We start from the raw sequence: 14,815 nt of genomic DNA, 5'->3' as shown, positions 1-14,815 counted from the left end.
CGCCGAGCGGTTCCGCGAGGACGTCGTCGACGACTTCGTCGCGGAGTACGAGGCGGGCCGCACGCCCAACCCCTGCCTGCGCTGCAACGAGAAGATCAAGTTCGCGGCGCTGCTCGACAAGGCGCTCGCCCTCGGCTTCGACGCGGTCTGCACCGGCCACTACGCCACCGTCGTCCTGAACGAGGACGGCACCCGCGAGCTGCACCGGGCCTCCGACATGGCCAAGGACCAGTCGTACGTCCTCGGCGTGCTCGACGAGAAGCAGCTCGCCCACGCGATGTTCCCGCTCGGCGACACCCTCACCACCAAGGACGAGATCCGGGCGGAGGCCGAGCGGCGCGGGCTCGCGGTCGCGAAGAAGCCCGACAGCCACGACATCTGCTTCATCGCCGACGGCGACACCCAGGGCTTCCTCGCCGCCCGTCTGGGCAAGGCGGAGGGCGACATCGTCGACGAGGCCGGGACGAAGGTCGGCACCCACGAGGGCGCGTACGGCTTCACCATCGGCCAGCGCAAGGGCCTGCGGATCGGCCACCCGGCCGCGGACGGCAAGCCCCGCTACGTCCTCGACATCTCGCCCGTGAACAACACGGTCACCGTCGGCCCCGCCGAGGCCCTCGACGTCACCGCCCTCACCGCGATCAAGCCCCGCTGGTGCGGCACCGCCCCCGAGGGCCCCGGCCGCTACACCGCGCAGCTCCGTGCCCACGGCGGCGAGACGCCGGTGAGCGCGGAACTGGAGGACGGCGAGCTGAAGGTCGTCTTCGACGAGCCCGTCCGCGGCGTGGCCCCCGGCCAGGCGATCGTCCTGTACGACGGCACGCGCGTGGTGGGCTCGGCGACGATCGCGGCGACGACCCGGCGCACGGCCGAGGCGGCCACCGCCTAGACCGAGTCCTCCAGGAACTCCTCCAGGACCGGCGCCAGGACGTGCGGGGCCACCTCGTGCGTCTGACCCGTGAGGGTGCGGTGCCGGGCCCGGGGGAGGGCCGCCGTCAGGGCACGGGCCGCGTGCCGGGTCGCCGCCGGGCTCGCGCCCCCGTCGACCACGAGCACGCGCGCGTGGACCGCCGCCACGAGCCCGTCCGCGAGCGGCTCCGGCTCGTACACCGACACCGCGCCCACCGGCAGCCCGGCCGCCGCGCCCGCGAGCGCGAGCGCGCCGCCGGCCTCCGTGCCGTGCACGGCCGCACCCGGGCCCGCCGCCTCCAGGACGGCCGCCAGGTCCTCGATCTCCCGCTCCACCGGGCCGGGCCCGCGCCGCTCGTACGTCACGACGGAGAAGCGCCGGGCGAGCAGCTCCGCCAGCGCCCGCCCGCCCCCGTCCGACCCGTCCACCAACACGACGGCCCGCCCGTCCCCGTACCGCTCGTACGCGATCTCCGTACCGTCCCGCGACACCACACGACCCCTGCTCACCACGTCCATGGCAGGGCAGACCGGGGCCGTCGCGGAAACTCATCGCCGCCCGCCGGACCTTTTTCGCGACCCCCTACGGTGGGGCCATGAACATCTGCGTCTTCCTCTCCGCCGCCGACCTCGACGAGCGGTACACGTCCGCCGCCCGCGACTTCGCGACCCGGCTCGGCAAGGCCGGCCACACCCTCGTCTGGGGCGGCTCCGACACCGGCCTGATGAAGGTCGTCGCGGACGGCGTCCAGGAAGCGGGCGGCCGGCTCGTCGGCGTCTCCGTCGACTTCCTCGCCCACAAGGCCCGCCCGAACGCCGACCAGATGGTCATCGCCGGGGACCTGGCCGAGCGCAAGGCCCTGCTCCTCGCCAAGTCCGACGCGGTCGTCGTCATGGTCGGCGGCACCGGCACCCTCGACGAGGCCACCGAGATCCTGGAGCTGAAGAAGCACGGCAAGCACACCAAGCCGGTCGTCCTCCTCAACACGGCGGGCTTCTACGACGGCCTCGAGGCCCAGTTCCACCGCATGGAGACCGAGGGCTTCCTGCCCCGCCCCCTCTCCGAGCTCGTCTTCTTCGCCGAGGACGGCCCGACGGCCCTCGCGTACCTGGAGGCGGAGATCGCCGCCCGCTGATGCGAGCATGGTGCGCATGGCTACACATGTGATCACCGGAGCGGGTTCCGGCATCGGCGCGGCCGTCGCGCGTCGCCTCCACGCGCGCGGGGACGAACTCGTGCTCCACGCGCGCGACGCGGGGCGCGCCAAGGAGCTCGCCGCGCAGTTCCCCGGCGCGCGGACGCTCGTCGGGGACCTCGCCGATCCGGACCGGCTGTCCTGGGCGTTCTCGCACCAGAGCCTCCCGGACCGGGTGGACAGCCTGCTGCACATCGCGGGCGTCGTCGACCTCGGGCCGATCGGGGAGCTCACCCCGAAGACCTGGCACCACCAGCTGAACGTCAACCTGGTCGCCCCGGCCGAGCTGACCCGTCACTTCCTGCCCCAGTTGCGGGTCTCCCAGGGCCACGTCGTCTTCGTGAACTCGGGCGCCGGGCTCAACGCGCACGCCGAGTGGGCCGCGTACGCCGCCTCCAAGCACGGCCTCAAGGCCCTCGCGGACGCCCTGCGCCACGAGGAGCACGCCAACGGGGTGCGGGTCACCTCGGTCTACCCGGGCCGCACCGCCAGCCCCATGCAGGCCAAGGTCCACCAGCAGGAGGGCAAGGAGTACGACCCGTCCCGCTGGATCGACCCCGAGTCGGTCGCGACGGCGATCGTCACCGCGATCGACCTGCCGCGCGACGCGGAGATCAACGACCTGACGGTCCGTCCGGGGCGATAGACATGGACGACACCAAGCTCTGGGGCCCCGCCACCGGCGTCGGTTCCCTGCCCGGTGGTGACGCGCGCGAGGCCGCCAAGGCCGCCACCGGGTCCTTCGAGGACTTCCCCTTCCTTCCCGAGCTGCCCGCGCGCGGCCCCGGCGCCGACATGATCGGCCGGACGATCGGGATGCTCGTCGACCTGTACGCGCACGTGGAGCCGAGCGGCTGGCGGATCAGCGACCGGCCGGGGCGCGACACCAAGCGGGCCCGCTCCTGGCTCGGCGAGGACCTCGACGCCCTGGAGGAGTTCACCCAGGGGTACGAGGGCCCGCTCAAGGTCCAGGCCGTCGGCCCGTGGACGCTCGCCACGGCCCTGGAGCTGCGCGGCGGCGAGGCCGCCCTCGGCGACGCAGGCGCCTGCCGCGACCTGGCCGGCTCCCTCGCCGAGGGGCTCCACACGCATCTCGCGGAGCTGAGGAAGCGCGTCCCGGGGGCGCGCCTCGTCCTCCAGCTCGACGAGCCCTCGCTCATCGCCGTACTGCGCGGGCAGATCCGTACCGCCAGCGGCTACCGCACCCACCGGGCCGTCGACCGGCAGGTCGTGGAGAGCGCCCTGCGCGAGGTGATGGCCGTCCACGACGGGCCGGTGGTCGTCCACTCCTGCGCGCCCGACGTGCCGTTCGCGCTGCTGCGGCGGGCCGGGGCGGCGGGCATCTCGTTCGATTTCTCGCTCCTCACCGAACGTGACGAGGAGCCGATCGGCGAGGCCGTGGAGGCCGGGACGAAGCTCTTCGCCGGTGTGGTGCCGTCCACCGACGGCCCGTTGTCGGACCCGGGCGGTAGCGTCATGGGTGTCAGGACGCTGTGGCGCAGGCTGGGGCTGAATCCGGGGACTCTCGCCGAGTCCGTGGTCGTCACCCCGACGTGCGGTCTCGCGGGCGCTTCGCCCGCCTATGCCCGGGCGGCGCTCGCCCACTGCGTCAGAGCGGCACGGTCGCTCGCGGACAACCCTGAGTAACGGAGGACGAAACGGTGGCAGTCGAACAGGGGGCCCTGCCCGTCGAGGCGCGGGAGAAGCACGCCGAGCTCGCCGAGCAGGTCGAGGAGCACCGCTTCCGGTACTACGTGAAGGACCAGCCGGTCATCAGCGACGGCGAGTTCGACAAGCTCCTGCGCGCGCTCGAAGCGCTGGAGGAGGAGTACCCGGAGCTGCGGACGCCGGACTCGCCGACCCAGAAGGTCGCCGGGCAGTACGAGACCGAGTTCACCGCCGTCCAGCACCGGGAGCGGATGCTCTCCCTGGACAACGCCTTCGACGAGGAGGAGCTCGCCACCTGGGCCGAGCGGGTCGCGCGGGACGTCGGCACGACCGACTACCACTACCTGTGCGAGCTGAAGGTCGACGGCCTCGCGGTCAACCTCACCTACGAGCACGGGCGGCTGACCCGCGCCGCCACCCGCGGCGACGGCCGCACCGGCGAGGACATCACGCCCAACGTCCGGACGATCGCCGACATCCCGGAGCGCCTCCGGGGCGACCGCATCCCGGACCTGGTGGAGATCCGCGGCGAGGTCTACTTCCCGATGGAGGCCTTCGAGGGGCTCAACGCCCGCCTGGTGGAGGCCGGCGACAAGCCCTTCGCCAACCCGCGCAACGCCGCCGCCGGTTCGCTCCGGCAGAAGGACCCGAAGGTCACCGCCTCCCGGCCGCTCCACATGGTGGTCCACGGCATCGGCGCCCGCGAGGGCTTCGAGATCTCCCGGCTCTCGGAGACGTACGAGCTGCTGCGCGAGTGGGGCCTGCCCACCGCCCGGCACAACAAGGTCGTCGACTCCCTCGACGGCGTGCGGGAGTTCATCACGTACTTCGGGGAGAACCGGCACTCCGTGGAGCACGAGATCGACGGGGTCGTCGTCAAGCTCGACGAGATCCCGCTCCAGGGCCGGCTCGGCTCCACCGCGCGCGCCCCGCGCTGGGCGATCGCCTGGAAGTACGCGCCGGAGGAGGTCAACACCAAGCTGGTCGACATCAAGGTCGGCGTCGGCCGCACCGGCCGCGTCACGCCGTACGCGCAGGTCGAGCCGGTGACCGTGGCCGGCTCCGAGGTCGAGTTCGCGACCCTCCACAACCAGGAGGTCGTGAAGGCCAAGGGCGTGCTGATCGGCGACACCGTCGTGCTGCGCAAGGCCGGCGACGTGATCCCCGAGATCCTCGGGCCGGTCGCCGACCTGCGGGACGGCACCGAGCGGGAGTTCGTGATGCCCGCCGAGTGCCCGGAGTGCGGGACGGCGCTGAAGCCGATGAAGGAGGGCGACATCGACCTCCGCTGCCCGAACGCCCGAACGTGCCCGGCCCAGCTGCGTGAACGTCTCTTCTTCCTCGCCGGGCGCCAGTGCCTCGACATCGAGAACTTCGGAGCCGTGGCCGCCGCCGCCCTCACCCGACCCCTGGAGCCGGCCGAGCCGCCGCTCGTCGACGAGGGCGACCTCTTCGACCTCACCATCGAGCAGCTGCTCCCGATCAAGGCGTACGTCCTCGACCCGGACAGCGGGCTGCCCAAGCGGGACCCGAAGACCGGCGAGGAGAAGATCGCCACGGTCTTCGCCAACCAGAAGGGCGAGCCGAAGAAGAACGCGCTCGCGATGCTGGAGAACATCGCGGCGGCGAAGACCCGCCCGCTCGCCCGCTTCATCAACGGCCTCTCCATCCGGCACGTGGGCCCGGTCGCGGCCGAGGCGCTGGCCCGCGAGTTCCGCTCCCTGGAGCGGATCGAGCAGGCGAGCGAGGAGGAGCTGGCGGCCGTCGACGGGGTCGGCGGGATCATCGCGGCCGCCGTGAAGCAGTGGTTCTCGGAGGAGTGGCACCGCGAGATCGTGCGCAAGTGGCGTGCCGCCGGGGTCACCCTGGAGGACGAGGGGGCCGGAGAGGACGAGGGCCCGCGTCCGCTGGAGGGCCTGACGGTCGTGGTCACCGGCACCCTGGAGAAGTTCACCAGGGATGGCGCAAAAGAGTCGCTCCAGCGGCTCGGAGCGAAGGTGACCGGTTCCGTTTCGAAGAAGACCAGCTTCGTGGTGGTCGGTGAAAACCCTGGTTCGAAGTACGACAAGGCGATGCAGCTGAAGGTTCCGGTTCTGGACGAGGAAGGCTTCTCCGTCCTGCTCGAACAGGGGCCCGAGGCGGCTCGGGAGGCCGCGGTACCCGTCGCCGAGTAGCCCCCGGGACCCTCCCGGCACCCCGCGGAAGCTCACCCGTTCGGCGCATACCAGATCGTTACGGGTGGGCTGGTCGCATTCGGGCAAGAGAGGGAGAGCGCTGCCCGTCGGAGCCCTCGGCGGCCTAGTGTGGTGACCGTGCGTCCAGTCCTGCACGCCCACGCGAGGGCTCTGCCGGTCATGGCGTCAGGACAACGGCCCCGTGCCTCCGGGAACGGCCGCCCGACAGCGGCCGCCCGCCGGACGGGACCGGACGACGTACGGCCGCGCCCACCGCGGCCCATCGCACACCGACGGCACCGCCGCCTGTGAGAGGGACGGGAATGGAACCGACCGAGAGCGCCGCCCCGGTCCCACGGCCGCACGGCCGTGTGGCGCCCCTGGGCTTTCCCTCCCGGCTGCCCGCAGCCGTGGTGGGCATCGCCGCAGTCGTGCTCGTCGCCGGGCTCCAGCGAGCCCTGAGCGGCGGCCACGGACTCTTCCCCGGCGGCGTCGCCGGCTGGTCCCTCGCCGTCCTCACCGGCCTCATCGTCGGCCACCTGGTCGCCCTCGGCCGGGACCGCTGGTGGGGCGGCACCGGCTCCGGCGCCGCCCTCACCCTCGCCGTCCTCCTGCTGTACGGCTGGGTGCCCGCCGGACTCGTCTCGCTGACCGTCGTCGCCATCGTCGGCGCCACCCGCAGGCACCGCTGGCGCCAGGGCCTGCTGCACGGCGCCGCCGACGTCCTCGGGGTCGGCGCCGCCGCCCTCGTCCTCGCCCTCTTCGGAGACGTACCGACCGTCGAACAGCCCTGGCAGCCCCTCGACTGGACGATCGGGGACCTCCCGGAAGTCGTCCTCGCCGCGGGCACCTACCTCGTGGTCACCCGCCTCCTCCTGTGGTACACGCTCGCCCCCCAGGGCCGCGGACTGCCCACCATCGCCCGCACCGCCCTCCTGAGACAGGGCCTCGTCGCCGTCGCCCTGCTCGGCATCACCCCGCTCATCTGCGTCGTCGCCGCCACCCGGCCGGTCGTCCTGCCGCTCTTCGCCGTCCCCCTCATCGCCCTCGACTCCACCCTCTGGATCGCCCGCGCCCGCGCCGAGGAACAGCTCCGCGACCCGCTCACCGGGCTCCCCAACCGCCAGTGGCTCCTGGAGCGGGCCTGGACCGCCCTGGAGGAGGCCGAGGGCCAGGGAGCCCGCGCCGCCCTCGTCCTGATCGACCTCGACCGCTTCCGCTCGGTCAACGACACCCTCGGCCACCTCGCCGGCGACCGGCTGCTCCTCCAGATCGCCGAACGGCTCCGCCTCGCCCTGCCCCGCGGCGCCGAGGCCGCCCGGCTCGGCGGCGACGAGTTCGCCGTCCTGCTGCCCACCGCCGACTCCACCACCAGCGCCCAGCGGGTCGCCCGCCACCTCGTCGCCGAGCTCTCCTCCCCGCTCGACCTCGACGGGCTCACCCTCGTCCTGGAGGCCAGCGCCGGCGTCGCCGTCTTCCCCGACCACGCCCTCGACGCCGAGGGCCTGCTGCGCCGCGCCGACGTCGCCATGTACCAGGCCAAGCGCGACCGCACCGGCGTCGAGGTCTACGAGTCCAAGCGCGACTCCAACACCCCCGACCGGCTCGGCCTCCTCGGCGACCTCCGCCGCGCCCTCGACGCCGGCGAGGTCGAACTCCACTACCAGCCCAAGGTCCGCTTCGACGGCCAGGTCGCCGGCCTCGAAGCCCTCGTCCGCTGGGTCCACCCCGAGCGCGGCAAGGTCCCGCCGGACGAGTTCATCGCCATCGCCGAGTCCTCGGGGCTGATGCCGCACCTCACCGAGTACGTCCTGGAGACCGCGCTCGCCCAGGTCGCCCGCTGGCGCGCCCAGGGCCTCAACGTCCCCGTCGCCGTCAACGTCTCGCCCCGCGACGTCCACACCCCCGGCTTCGCCGGCGCCGTCGCCGCCCGGCTCGCCCGCCACGGCGTCCCGGCCGGCGCCCTCCAGCTGGAGATAACGGAGCACGTGCTCCTGGAGGACCCCCAGCGGGCCGCCGACACGCTGAACGGGCTCACCGGCCACGGCGTGAAGATGTCCCTCGACGACTTCGGCACCGGCTACTCCTCCCTCGTCCACCTGCGCCGGCTGCCCGTCAGCGAACTGAAGATCGACCGCTCGTTCGTGGCCCGGCTCGCCGTCGACACCGAGGACGCCGAGATCGTCCGCTGCACCGTCGACCTCGCCCACTCCCTCGGCCTCCTCGTCGTCGCCGAGGGCGTCGAGGACGACGAGACCTGGGAGCGCCTGCGCGACCTGGGCTGCGACGCCGTCCAGGGCTGGCTGGTCGCCGCCGCGATGCCGCCCGGCGAGGCCACCGCCTGGCTCCTGGCCCGCGGCGAGCACGGCTGGCGCCGCCCCGCCGACATCGCCGCCCAGGTCGACCTGGACCACCCTTCGGGCCACGTCGTGCAGTGACGCCTGCCCCTCCTGGGGCAAACCGTTTAACGGGCAGCGGTACCGGCCCCATAGGATTGGGCCAACACCATCTAACTCACCCCGTGAGGATCCGCATGCCTGGCATCACGCGCGAGGAGGTCGCCCACCTCGCACGGCTGGCGCGTCTGGAGCTGAAGGGCGAAGAACTCGATCACTTCGCCGGCCAGCTCGACGACATCATCGGCGCGGTCGCCCGCGTCTCCGAGGTCGCCGACCAAGACGTACCGCCGACCTCCCACCCGCTGCCGCTGACCAATGTCATGCGCGCGGACGAGGTCCGTCCGTCGCTCACCCCCGAGCAGGCGCTCTCCGGCGCCCCGGCCCAGGAGCAGCAGCGTTTCAAGGTGCCGCAGATCCTGGGGGAGGACTAAGAAGTCATGACGGACAACACCATCATCAAGCTCACCGCGGCCGAGATCGCCGGGAAGATCGCCGCCGGCGAGCTGACCGCCGTCGAGGTCACCGAGGCCCACCTCGCCCGCATCGAGGCCGTCGACGAGAAGGTCCACGCCTTCCTGCACGTCGACCGCGAGGGCGCCCTCGCCCAGGCGCGTGCCGTCGACGAGAAGCGCGCCCGCGGCGAGAAGCTCGGCCCGCTCGCCGGTGTGCCGCTCGCGCTCAAGGACATCTTCACCACCGTCGGCATGCCGACCACCGTGGGCTCGAAGATCCTGGAGGGCTGGATCCCGCCGTACGACGCGACCCTGGTCAAGAACCTGAAGGCCGCCGACGTCGTCATCCTCGGCAAGACCAACATGGACGAGTTCGCGATGGGCTCCTCCACGGAGAACAGCGCCTACGGCCCGACCGGCAACCCCTGGGACCTGACCCGGATCCCCGGCGGCTCCGGCGGCGGCTCCTCGGCCGCCCTCGCCGCGTACGAGGCCCCGCTCGCCATCGGCACGGACACCGGCGGCTCCATCCGCCAGCCCGCGGCCGTCACCGGCACCGTCGGCGTCAAGCCGACCTACGGCGGCGTCTCCCGCTTCGGCATGGTCGCCTTCTCCTCCTCCCTCGACCAGGGCGGCCCCTGCGCCCGTACGGTCCTGGACGCGGCCCTCCTGCACGAGGCGATCGCCGGGCACGACCCGCTCGACTCGACGTCCATCGACGCCCCGGTCCCGCCGGTCGTCGAGGCCGCCCGCAACGGCTCGGTGGCCGGCATGCGCGTCGGTGTCGTCAAGCAGTTCCGCGGCGAGGGCTACCAGGCCGGCGTCGTGCAGCGCTTCGACGAGTCCGTCGAGCTGCTGAAGTCGCTGGGCGCCGAGATCGTCGAGCTGGACTGCCCGACCTTCGACCTCGCCCTTTCGGCGTACTACCTGATCGCGCCGTCGGAGTGCTCCTCCAACCTGGCCCGCTTCGACGCCATGCGCTACGGCCTGCGCGTCGGCGACGACGGCACCCGTTCGGCCGAGGACGTCACCGCCCTCACCCGTGAGGCCGGCTTCGGCGACGAGGTCAAGCGCCGCATCATCCTCGGTACGTACGCGCTGAGCTCCGGCTACTACGACGCCTACTACGGCTCGGCGCAGAAGGTCCGCACCCTCATCACCCGCGAGTTCGAGAAGGCCTTCGAGGAGGTGGACGTCATCGTCTCCCCGACGACCCCCACCACCGCCTTCCCGATCGGCGAGCGCGCCGACGACCCGATGGCGATGTACCTCGCGGACCTGTGCACCATCCCGACCAACCTGGCCGGCAACGCCGCCATGTCGCTGCCCTGCGGCCTGGCGCCCGAGGACGGCCTCCCGGTCGGTCTGCAGATCATCGCCCCCGCCATGAAGGACGACCGGCTGTACAAGGTCGGCGCCGCCGTCGAGGCCGCCTTCGTGGAAAAGTGGGGTCACCCACTGCTTGAGGAGGCTCCGTCGCTGTGAGTGCCATGGCAAAGAAGGCCAAGAACTTCAAGAAGTCCAAGACCGGCCTCTACGTCTCGCTGGCGACCACCGCGTTCGGCGCGGTCAGCGTCGCGAAGCAGGCCAAGCTGGCCCGCAATGACCACGACATGCTGCGGCTGATCGACTCCGCCGTGTCCGCCGCCGCCATCGTCACCGGCCTCGCCATCCTGTACCGCGAGCTGAAGCGGCTCGGCGACGACGACGTCCTGCTGGGCTGAGAGGGAAGTTCCACCGTGACTGTCACTGAACTGCTGTCGTACGAGGCGGCGCTCGCCGAGTACGACCCCGTCATGGGCCTCGAGGTCCATGTCGAGCTCGGCACCAAGACGAAGATGTTCTGCGGCTGCTCGACCGAGCTGGGCGCGGAGCCGAACTCGCAGACCTGCCCGACCTGCCTCGGCCTGCCCGGCTCCCTGCCGGTGGTCAACGCGATCGGCGTCGAGTCCGCGATCAAGATCGGCCTCGCGCTGAACTGCGAGATCGCCGAGTGGTGCCGCTTCGCCCGGAAGAACTACTTCTATCCGGACATGCCGAAGAACTTCCAGACCTCCCAGTACGACGAGCCGATCGCCTTCAACGGCTACCTGGACGTCCAGCTGGAGGACGGCGAGGTCTTCCGCGTCGAGATCGAGCGCGCCCACATGGAGGAGGACACCGGCAAGTCCACCCACATCGGTGGCGCGACCGGCCGCATCCACGGCGCCTCGCACTCGCTGCTCGACTACAACCGGGCCGGCATCCCGCTCATCGAGATCGTCACCAAGCCGATCGAGGGCGCGGGCGAGCGGGCCCCCGAGGTCGCCAAGGCGTACGTCGCCGAGCTGCGCGAGCTGATCCGCGCCCTGGGCGTCTCCGAGGCGCGCATGGACAAGGGCCAGATGCGCTGCGACGTGAACCTGTCGCTGCGGAAGCCCGGCGCCGAGTTCGGTACGCGCAGCGAGACGAAGAACGTCAACTCGCTGCGCAGCGTGGAGCGTGCCTGCCGCTTCGAGATCCAGCGGCACGCCGCGATCCTGGAGGCCGGCGGCAAGGTCGTCCAGGAGACCCGTCACTTCCACGAGGACGACGGCACCACCACCTCCGGCCGCATCAAGGACAACGCCGAGGACTACCGGTACTTCCCGGAGCCCGACCTCGTCCCCGTCGCCCCGGCCCGCGAGTGGGTCGAGGAGCTGCGCGCCGGTCTGCCCGAGCTGCCGCGCGTGCGCCGCAACCGTCTGCGTGAGGAGTGGGCCGTCTCCGAGCAGGAGATGCAGTCCATCCTCAACGCCGGCGCGGTCGACGCGATCGTCGCCACCATCGAGGCGGGCGCCGACGCGGCGTCGGCCCGCAAGTGGTGGATGGGCGAGCTCGCCCGCAACGCCAACGAGAAGGGCGTCTCCCTGGAGGAGCTGCCCATCACGCCGGCGGACGTGGCCCGGGTCTCCGCCCTGGTCGCGGCCGGCGACCTCAACGACAAGCTGGCCCGCCAGGTCATCGAGGGCGTCCTCGCCGGCGAGGGCACCCCGGACGAGGTCGTCGAGAAGCGCGGTCTGAAGGTCGTCTCCGACGACAGCGCGCTCGGTGCGGCCGTCGACGAGGCCATCGCGGGCAACGCGGCGATCGCCGACAAGATCCGCGGCGGCAAGGTCGCGGCGGTCGGCGCCCTGGTCGGCGCGGTCATGAAGGCCACCCGTGGCCAGGCCGACGCGGCGAAGGTCAAGGACCTGATCCTGGAGAAGCTGGGCGTCAGCGAGGGCTGAGCCTCTTCTCGTACGCGTAGCAGAGCGGCCCCGCACCGGAGTTCCGGTGCGGGGCCGCTTTCGTGCGGGTGTTCCGTGGGGGGCGTGAGGATCAGAAGCAGGAGACCGAGGTCGTCCCCGTCAGCTGCAGGGAGCTGGCCTCGTCACGCTGGCCGACGTGGTTGCCGTCCACGAAGTCGTCCGTCAGCCGGTCGTGGGAGACGTAGCTGCCGGGGTTGACGCAGAAGACGAGGCCACCCTGGTAGTTGGTGTCGTAGTAGTAGTGGCTCTCGTAGCCGCCGGTGCTGGAGTTGCTCGCGGACCACGAGTTGTCGTTCACGTTGTGTCCGCTGGAGAACACGTCGTTGGTGAAGTCCGCGTCGCTGTTGAAGTAGTTGTGCACGGAGGACCCGATGCTGCCCTCGAAGAGGCAGTGGTAGCCCGAGGGGCAGCTGGGGCCGGCCGAGGCGGTCGACGCGGTGGCGATGCCGCCGCCCACGAGGAGCGCGGTGGCGCCGGCCACGGCCGCGAACTTACGACGGAGTCCGGCGTTCATGCTGATCCTGGTCATGTTCTGATCTACCTTTCGGTTGTGGGGTGTGCTGCCAGAGGCACGGACCGCAAGGGTGTGCGGGGGAGAGTCAGCTCCTCCGCACACCCGCTTCTGTTCGCGGGCCGTGGGGGCGTCATCGGTCAGAAGCAGGAGATGGTCGTCGAGGGGCGCATCAGCAGGGAGCTGGCCTCGTCGCGCTGGCCGATGTGGTTGCCCTTGACGCCGTCGTCCGAGAGCCGGTCGTAGTTGACCGCGCTGCCCGGGTTGACGCAGAAGACCAGCCCGCCGCTGTAGTTGGTGTCGTAGTAGTAGTGGCTCTCGTAGCCGCCGCTGCTGGAGTTGCTGGCCGACCACACGTTGTCGTTGATGTTGCTCGACGTGCCGTCGAAGTAGTTGTCGGTGAAGTCGGGGTCGCTGTTGTAGAACGCGTGCCCGGCGGACGTACCGATGCCGCTGTAGAAGACGCAGTGGTAGCCCGACGCGCAGTTGGGGCCGGCCGAGGCGGTCGACGCGGTGGCGATGCCGCCGCCCACGAGGAGCGCGGTCGCGCCGGCGACGGCGGCGAACTTCCTGCGGAGGCCGGACTTCGGGTGGGTCGTGGACATGAACGGTGTTCCTCTCGTCTGGGTGGAGCGGCCGTTCCCGGACCGGGAGCGGAAGAGTGCGGTGGGGCGGGGGCGGTGGCCGTCGGCGGGCTCAGCTCGTCGTGCCCAGGACCTCGCCGGCCGCCTTGTTCTGGCGGGCCGACAGCTTCTTCCAGTCGTCGCCGACATCGGGGTGCTGGTCCAGCCAGCGCTGCTGCGCGGCGGCGAGCCGGTTGTACGCGGTGGTGAGGTACCCGGTCTCCGCCTTGCAGCGCAGATCCGCCGCGGCGACGGGGCTGGTCCGCCGGGCTTCCGCCGAGCGCAGCGAGTTCTGCACCTGGACGGGGTCCTGGGCCTTGACCTTGTTCCGGTCCATGCACTCCCGCCAACGGGTGGTCGCCGCACGGAACTCGGGGTCCTTCTCCACGTCCTTGCGCGCCTGTTCCTGCGCCTCGAAGAGCAGGATCCGTACCTGGAGCCAGCGCATCCGCCCGTCGCCGAGCACCCGTGTCTCCGCCTCGGCGAGGCAGCCCTCGCCGGGCCGGGAGACGCTGAGCCGCAGGCCCTTGGCGGTGACCCGCTTGTTCTCGGCGCCGAAGAGGGCCCGCGTGTAGGCGGCGGTGCTCTCCGGGCTGCCGGACGCCGGCGGCGTCTCGGGGGACGGCATGGCGGTGGCGCGCGGCGGTGCCGAGGATTCGAGGCCGAACGGCTGCGGGCGCTCGTCGGCGCCGTCCGGGCTCTTGGACGGGGGAACGGGGACGTAGTGGAATCCCCGCCCGGCCATGCAGGCGATGGCGGTCTTCTGCTGGGCCTCGGCGCTGCGGAGGTGCGGGGTGAAGAGAAGCCCCGTGATGGGGGGAAGCCGGTGCAGCGCGGTCAGCCGGGCGGGTTCCACCGCCGGCTTCGCGGCCGTGTCCGGCGGTGTCCCGGTCGATCCGGAGCAGCCGGCGGCTGCGGTGAGGGCCATCCCCACGGCCAGTGCGCGGACGAGCCCCCGCGTCGCGACACGCCTGCCGCAACATCTCTTCTCCAGGGTCTCGGGCATTTTACGATCCACCGTCCTGTTGGTGACTGAGCCGATCAGGTACCGAACGGGTCAGAGTCTGCGTTCATCGGGGGACTGCCATGAACTTTGTTGCGCTGGAACGTAATTGCCCTGCTGAGAGGGGTTGAGATGCTGCGGATCCACTTCACGGGGGAAGACCTCGGGCGGATTCGGATCGCCTCCGAACCCGACCCGATGTGGGAGGTGCTGATGAGCCTGCACCGGCTGCGAAGACGGGACACGGGGGTGCTCTTCGGGCCGTGGATGCGGGAGTCCCTGCCCCGAGTCCCCTCCACCACAAGGATGTTGACGGCCCTCGCGCCGCCCGTCGGGTACTCGGTGGACTTCCTGACACCCGCGGTCGGTGGCACCCTCGCCGACCGGATGGAGGCGCTGCGTGCCACGCCGTTACGTCAAGTACTGCGTGACCTGCGGGAGTTCGCCCATCAGAACACCACGCGGCGATTGCCGTCCTGGTCCCGGGAGCTGGTGGAGGGAGAGCCCGAGGGGATCGGCCGGCTGGCCGACGCGGCGCACTCGTACTTCGACACGGTGCTCGGCCCGTTCTGGGAGCGCATACGGGTGCAGGTGTGCCGCGACCGGTCGCG

At 71.8% G+C, this 14,815-nt stretch carries 14 protein-coding genes and 1 pseudogene; 11 read left to right on the top strand and 4 right to left on the bottom strand.

Annotated features, from left to right (window positions below; translation table 11 throughout):
* A partial coding sequence (mnmA, locus tag CCN56_RS15660; RefSeq protein ID WP_086827432.1) for a tRNA 2-thiouridine(34) synthase MnmA occupies nucleotides 1-889 on the top strand: 889 nt, incomplete at its 5' end.
* Here mnmA and CCN56_RS15655 read toward each other — a convergent pair.
* Nucleotides 886-1,428 (bottom strand): alpha/beta fold hydrolase, encoded by a 543-nt coding sequence (locus CCN56_RS15655; RefSeq protein ID WP_086827430.1) that lies wholly within the window; start codon nucleotides 1,426-1,428, stop codon nucleotides 886-888. The two genes, mnmA and CCN56_RS15655, sit on opposite strands and share 4 nt — an antisense overlap.
* A gap of 77 nt (nucleotides 1,429-1,505) precedes the next feature.
* Here CCN56_RS15655 and CCN56_RS15650 point away from each other — a divergent pair, with 77 nt between their 5' ends.
* The 9 genes from CCN56_RS15650 to gatB all read left to right on the top strand — a co-directional run bounded on the left by CCN56_RS15650 (nucleotide 1,506) and on the right by gatB (nucleotide 12,046).
* Nucleotides 1,506-2,045: a TIGR00730 family Rossman fold protein gene (locus tag CCN56_RS15650; RefSeq protein WP_086827428.1), complete on the top strand. Its 540-nt coding sequence runs from the start codon at nucleotides 1,506-1,508 to the stop codon at nucleotides 2,043-2,045.
* A 7-nt stretch (nucleotides 2,046-2,052) separates the two neighbouring features.
* The gene (locus CCN56_RS15645) at nucleotides 2,053-2,751 is read left to right on the top strand and encodes an SDR family oxidoreductase (RefSeq protein WP_086827426.1); all 699 of its coding nucleotides are present in this window, start codon (nucleotides 2,053-2,055) and stop codon (nucleotides 2,749-2,751) included.
* A gap of 2 nt (nucleotides 2,752-2,753) precedes the next feature.
* On the top strand, nucleotides 2,754-3,752 hold the full coding sequence (locus tag CCN56_RS15640) for a methionine synthase (RefSeq protein ID WP_086827424.1): 999 nt from the start codon (nucleotides 2,754-2,756) through the stop codon (nucleotides 3,750-3,752).
* Nucleotides 3,753-3,766: 14 nt separating this feature from the next.
* On the top strand, nucleotides 3,767-5,947 hold the full coding sequence (gene ligA, locus CCN56_RS15635; RefSeq protein WP_086827422.1) for an NAD-dependent DNA ligase LigA: 2,181 nt from the start codon (nucleotides 3,767-3,769) through the stop codon (nucleotides 5,945-5,947).
* A 323-nt stretch (nucleotides 5,948-6,270) separates the two neighbouring features.
* Complete coding sequence (locus CCN56_RS15630) at nucleotides 6,271-8,385, top strand: bifunctional diguanylate cyclase/phosphodiesterase (protein ID WP_086827420.1); 2,115 nt, start codon at nucleotides 6,271-6,273, stop codon at nucleotides 8,383-8,385.
* A 95-nt stretch (nucleotides 8,386-8,480) separates the two neighbouring features.
* Entirely contained in the window at nucleotides 8,481-8,777 is a 297-nt protein-coding gene (gene gatC, locus CCN56_RS15625) for an Asp-tRNA(Asn)/Glu-tRNA(Gln) amidotransferase subunit GatC (protein WP_015036350.1), read from the top strand.
* A gap of 6 nt (nucleotides 8,778-8,783) precedes the next feature.
* Entirely contained in the window at nucleotides 8,784-10,283 is a 1,500-nt protein-coding gene (gene gatA / locus CCN56_RS15620) for an Asp-tRNA(Asn)/Glu-tRNA(Gln) amidotransferase subunit GatA (RefSeq protein WP_030693797.1), read from the top strand.
* 5 nt (nucleotides 10,284-10,288) lie between these two features.
* The gene (locus CCN56_RS15615; protein WP_086827418.1) at nucleotides 10,289-10,522 is read left to right on the top strand and encodes a hypothetical protein; all 234 of its coding nucleotides are present in this window, start codon (nucleotides 10,289-10,291) and stop codon (nucleotides 10,520-10,522) included.
* 15 nt (nucleotides 10,523-10,537) lie between these two features.
* Entirely contained in the window at nucleotides 10,538-12,046 is a 1,509-nt protein-coding gene (gatB, locus tag CCN56_RS15610) for an Asp-tRNA(Asn)/Glu-tRNA(Gln) amidotransferase subunit GatB (RefSeq protein WP_086827416.1), read from the top strand.
* Nucleotides 12,047-12,137: 91 nt separating this feature from the next.
* Here the strand turns inward: gatB and CCN56_RS15605 are convergent, their stop codons facing one another.
* The 3 genes from CCN56_RS15605 to CCN56_RS15595 form a co-directional block, all read right to left on the bottom strand.
* Complete coding sequence (locus CCN56_RS15605) at nucleotides 12,138-12,596, bottom strand: peptidase inhibitor family I36 protein (RefSeq protein WP_086827413.1); 459 nt, start codon at nucleotides 12,594-12,596, stop codon at nucleotides 12,138-12,140.
* 122 nt (nucleotides 12,597-12,718) lie between these two features.
* Nucleotides 12,719-13,183: a peptidase inhibitor family I36 protein gene (locus CCN56_RS15600; protein ID WP_086827411.1), complete on the bottom strand. Its 465-nt coding sequence runs from the start codon at nucleotides 13,181-13,183 to the stop codon at nucleotides 12,719-12,721.
* Between the two features lie 91 nt (nucleotides 13,184-13,274).
* Nucleotides 13,275-14,129, bottom strand: coding sequence for a hypothetical protein (locus CCN56_RS15595; RefSeq protein ID WP_086827410.1), 855 nt, complete (start codon nucleotides 14,127-14,129; stop codon nucleotides 13,275-13,277).
* A gap of 207 nt (nucleotides 14,130-14,336) precedes the next feature.
* On the opposite strand from CCN56_RS15595, the pseudogene CCN56_RS43200 reads away from it, so the two are divergent.
* Nucleotides 14,337-14,815, top strand: a pseudogene (locus tag CCN56_RS43200) (transcriptional regulator); the annotation flags it as partial.

The sequence above is a fragment of the Streptomyces sp. NRRL B-24572 genome (genome assembly GCF_002156145.1).
In the GTDB taxonomy this organism is placed as follows: domain Bacteria; phylum Actinomycetota; class Actinomycetes; order Streptomycetales; family Streptomycetaceae; genus Streptomyces; species Streptomyces vietnamensis.
The sequence above is the reverse complement of the archived record's forward strand: the minus strand, read 5'-3'. Positions and strand labels throughout refer to the sequence as shown.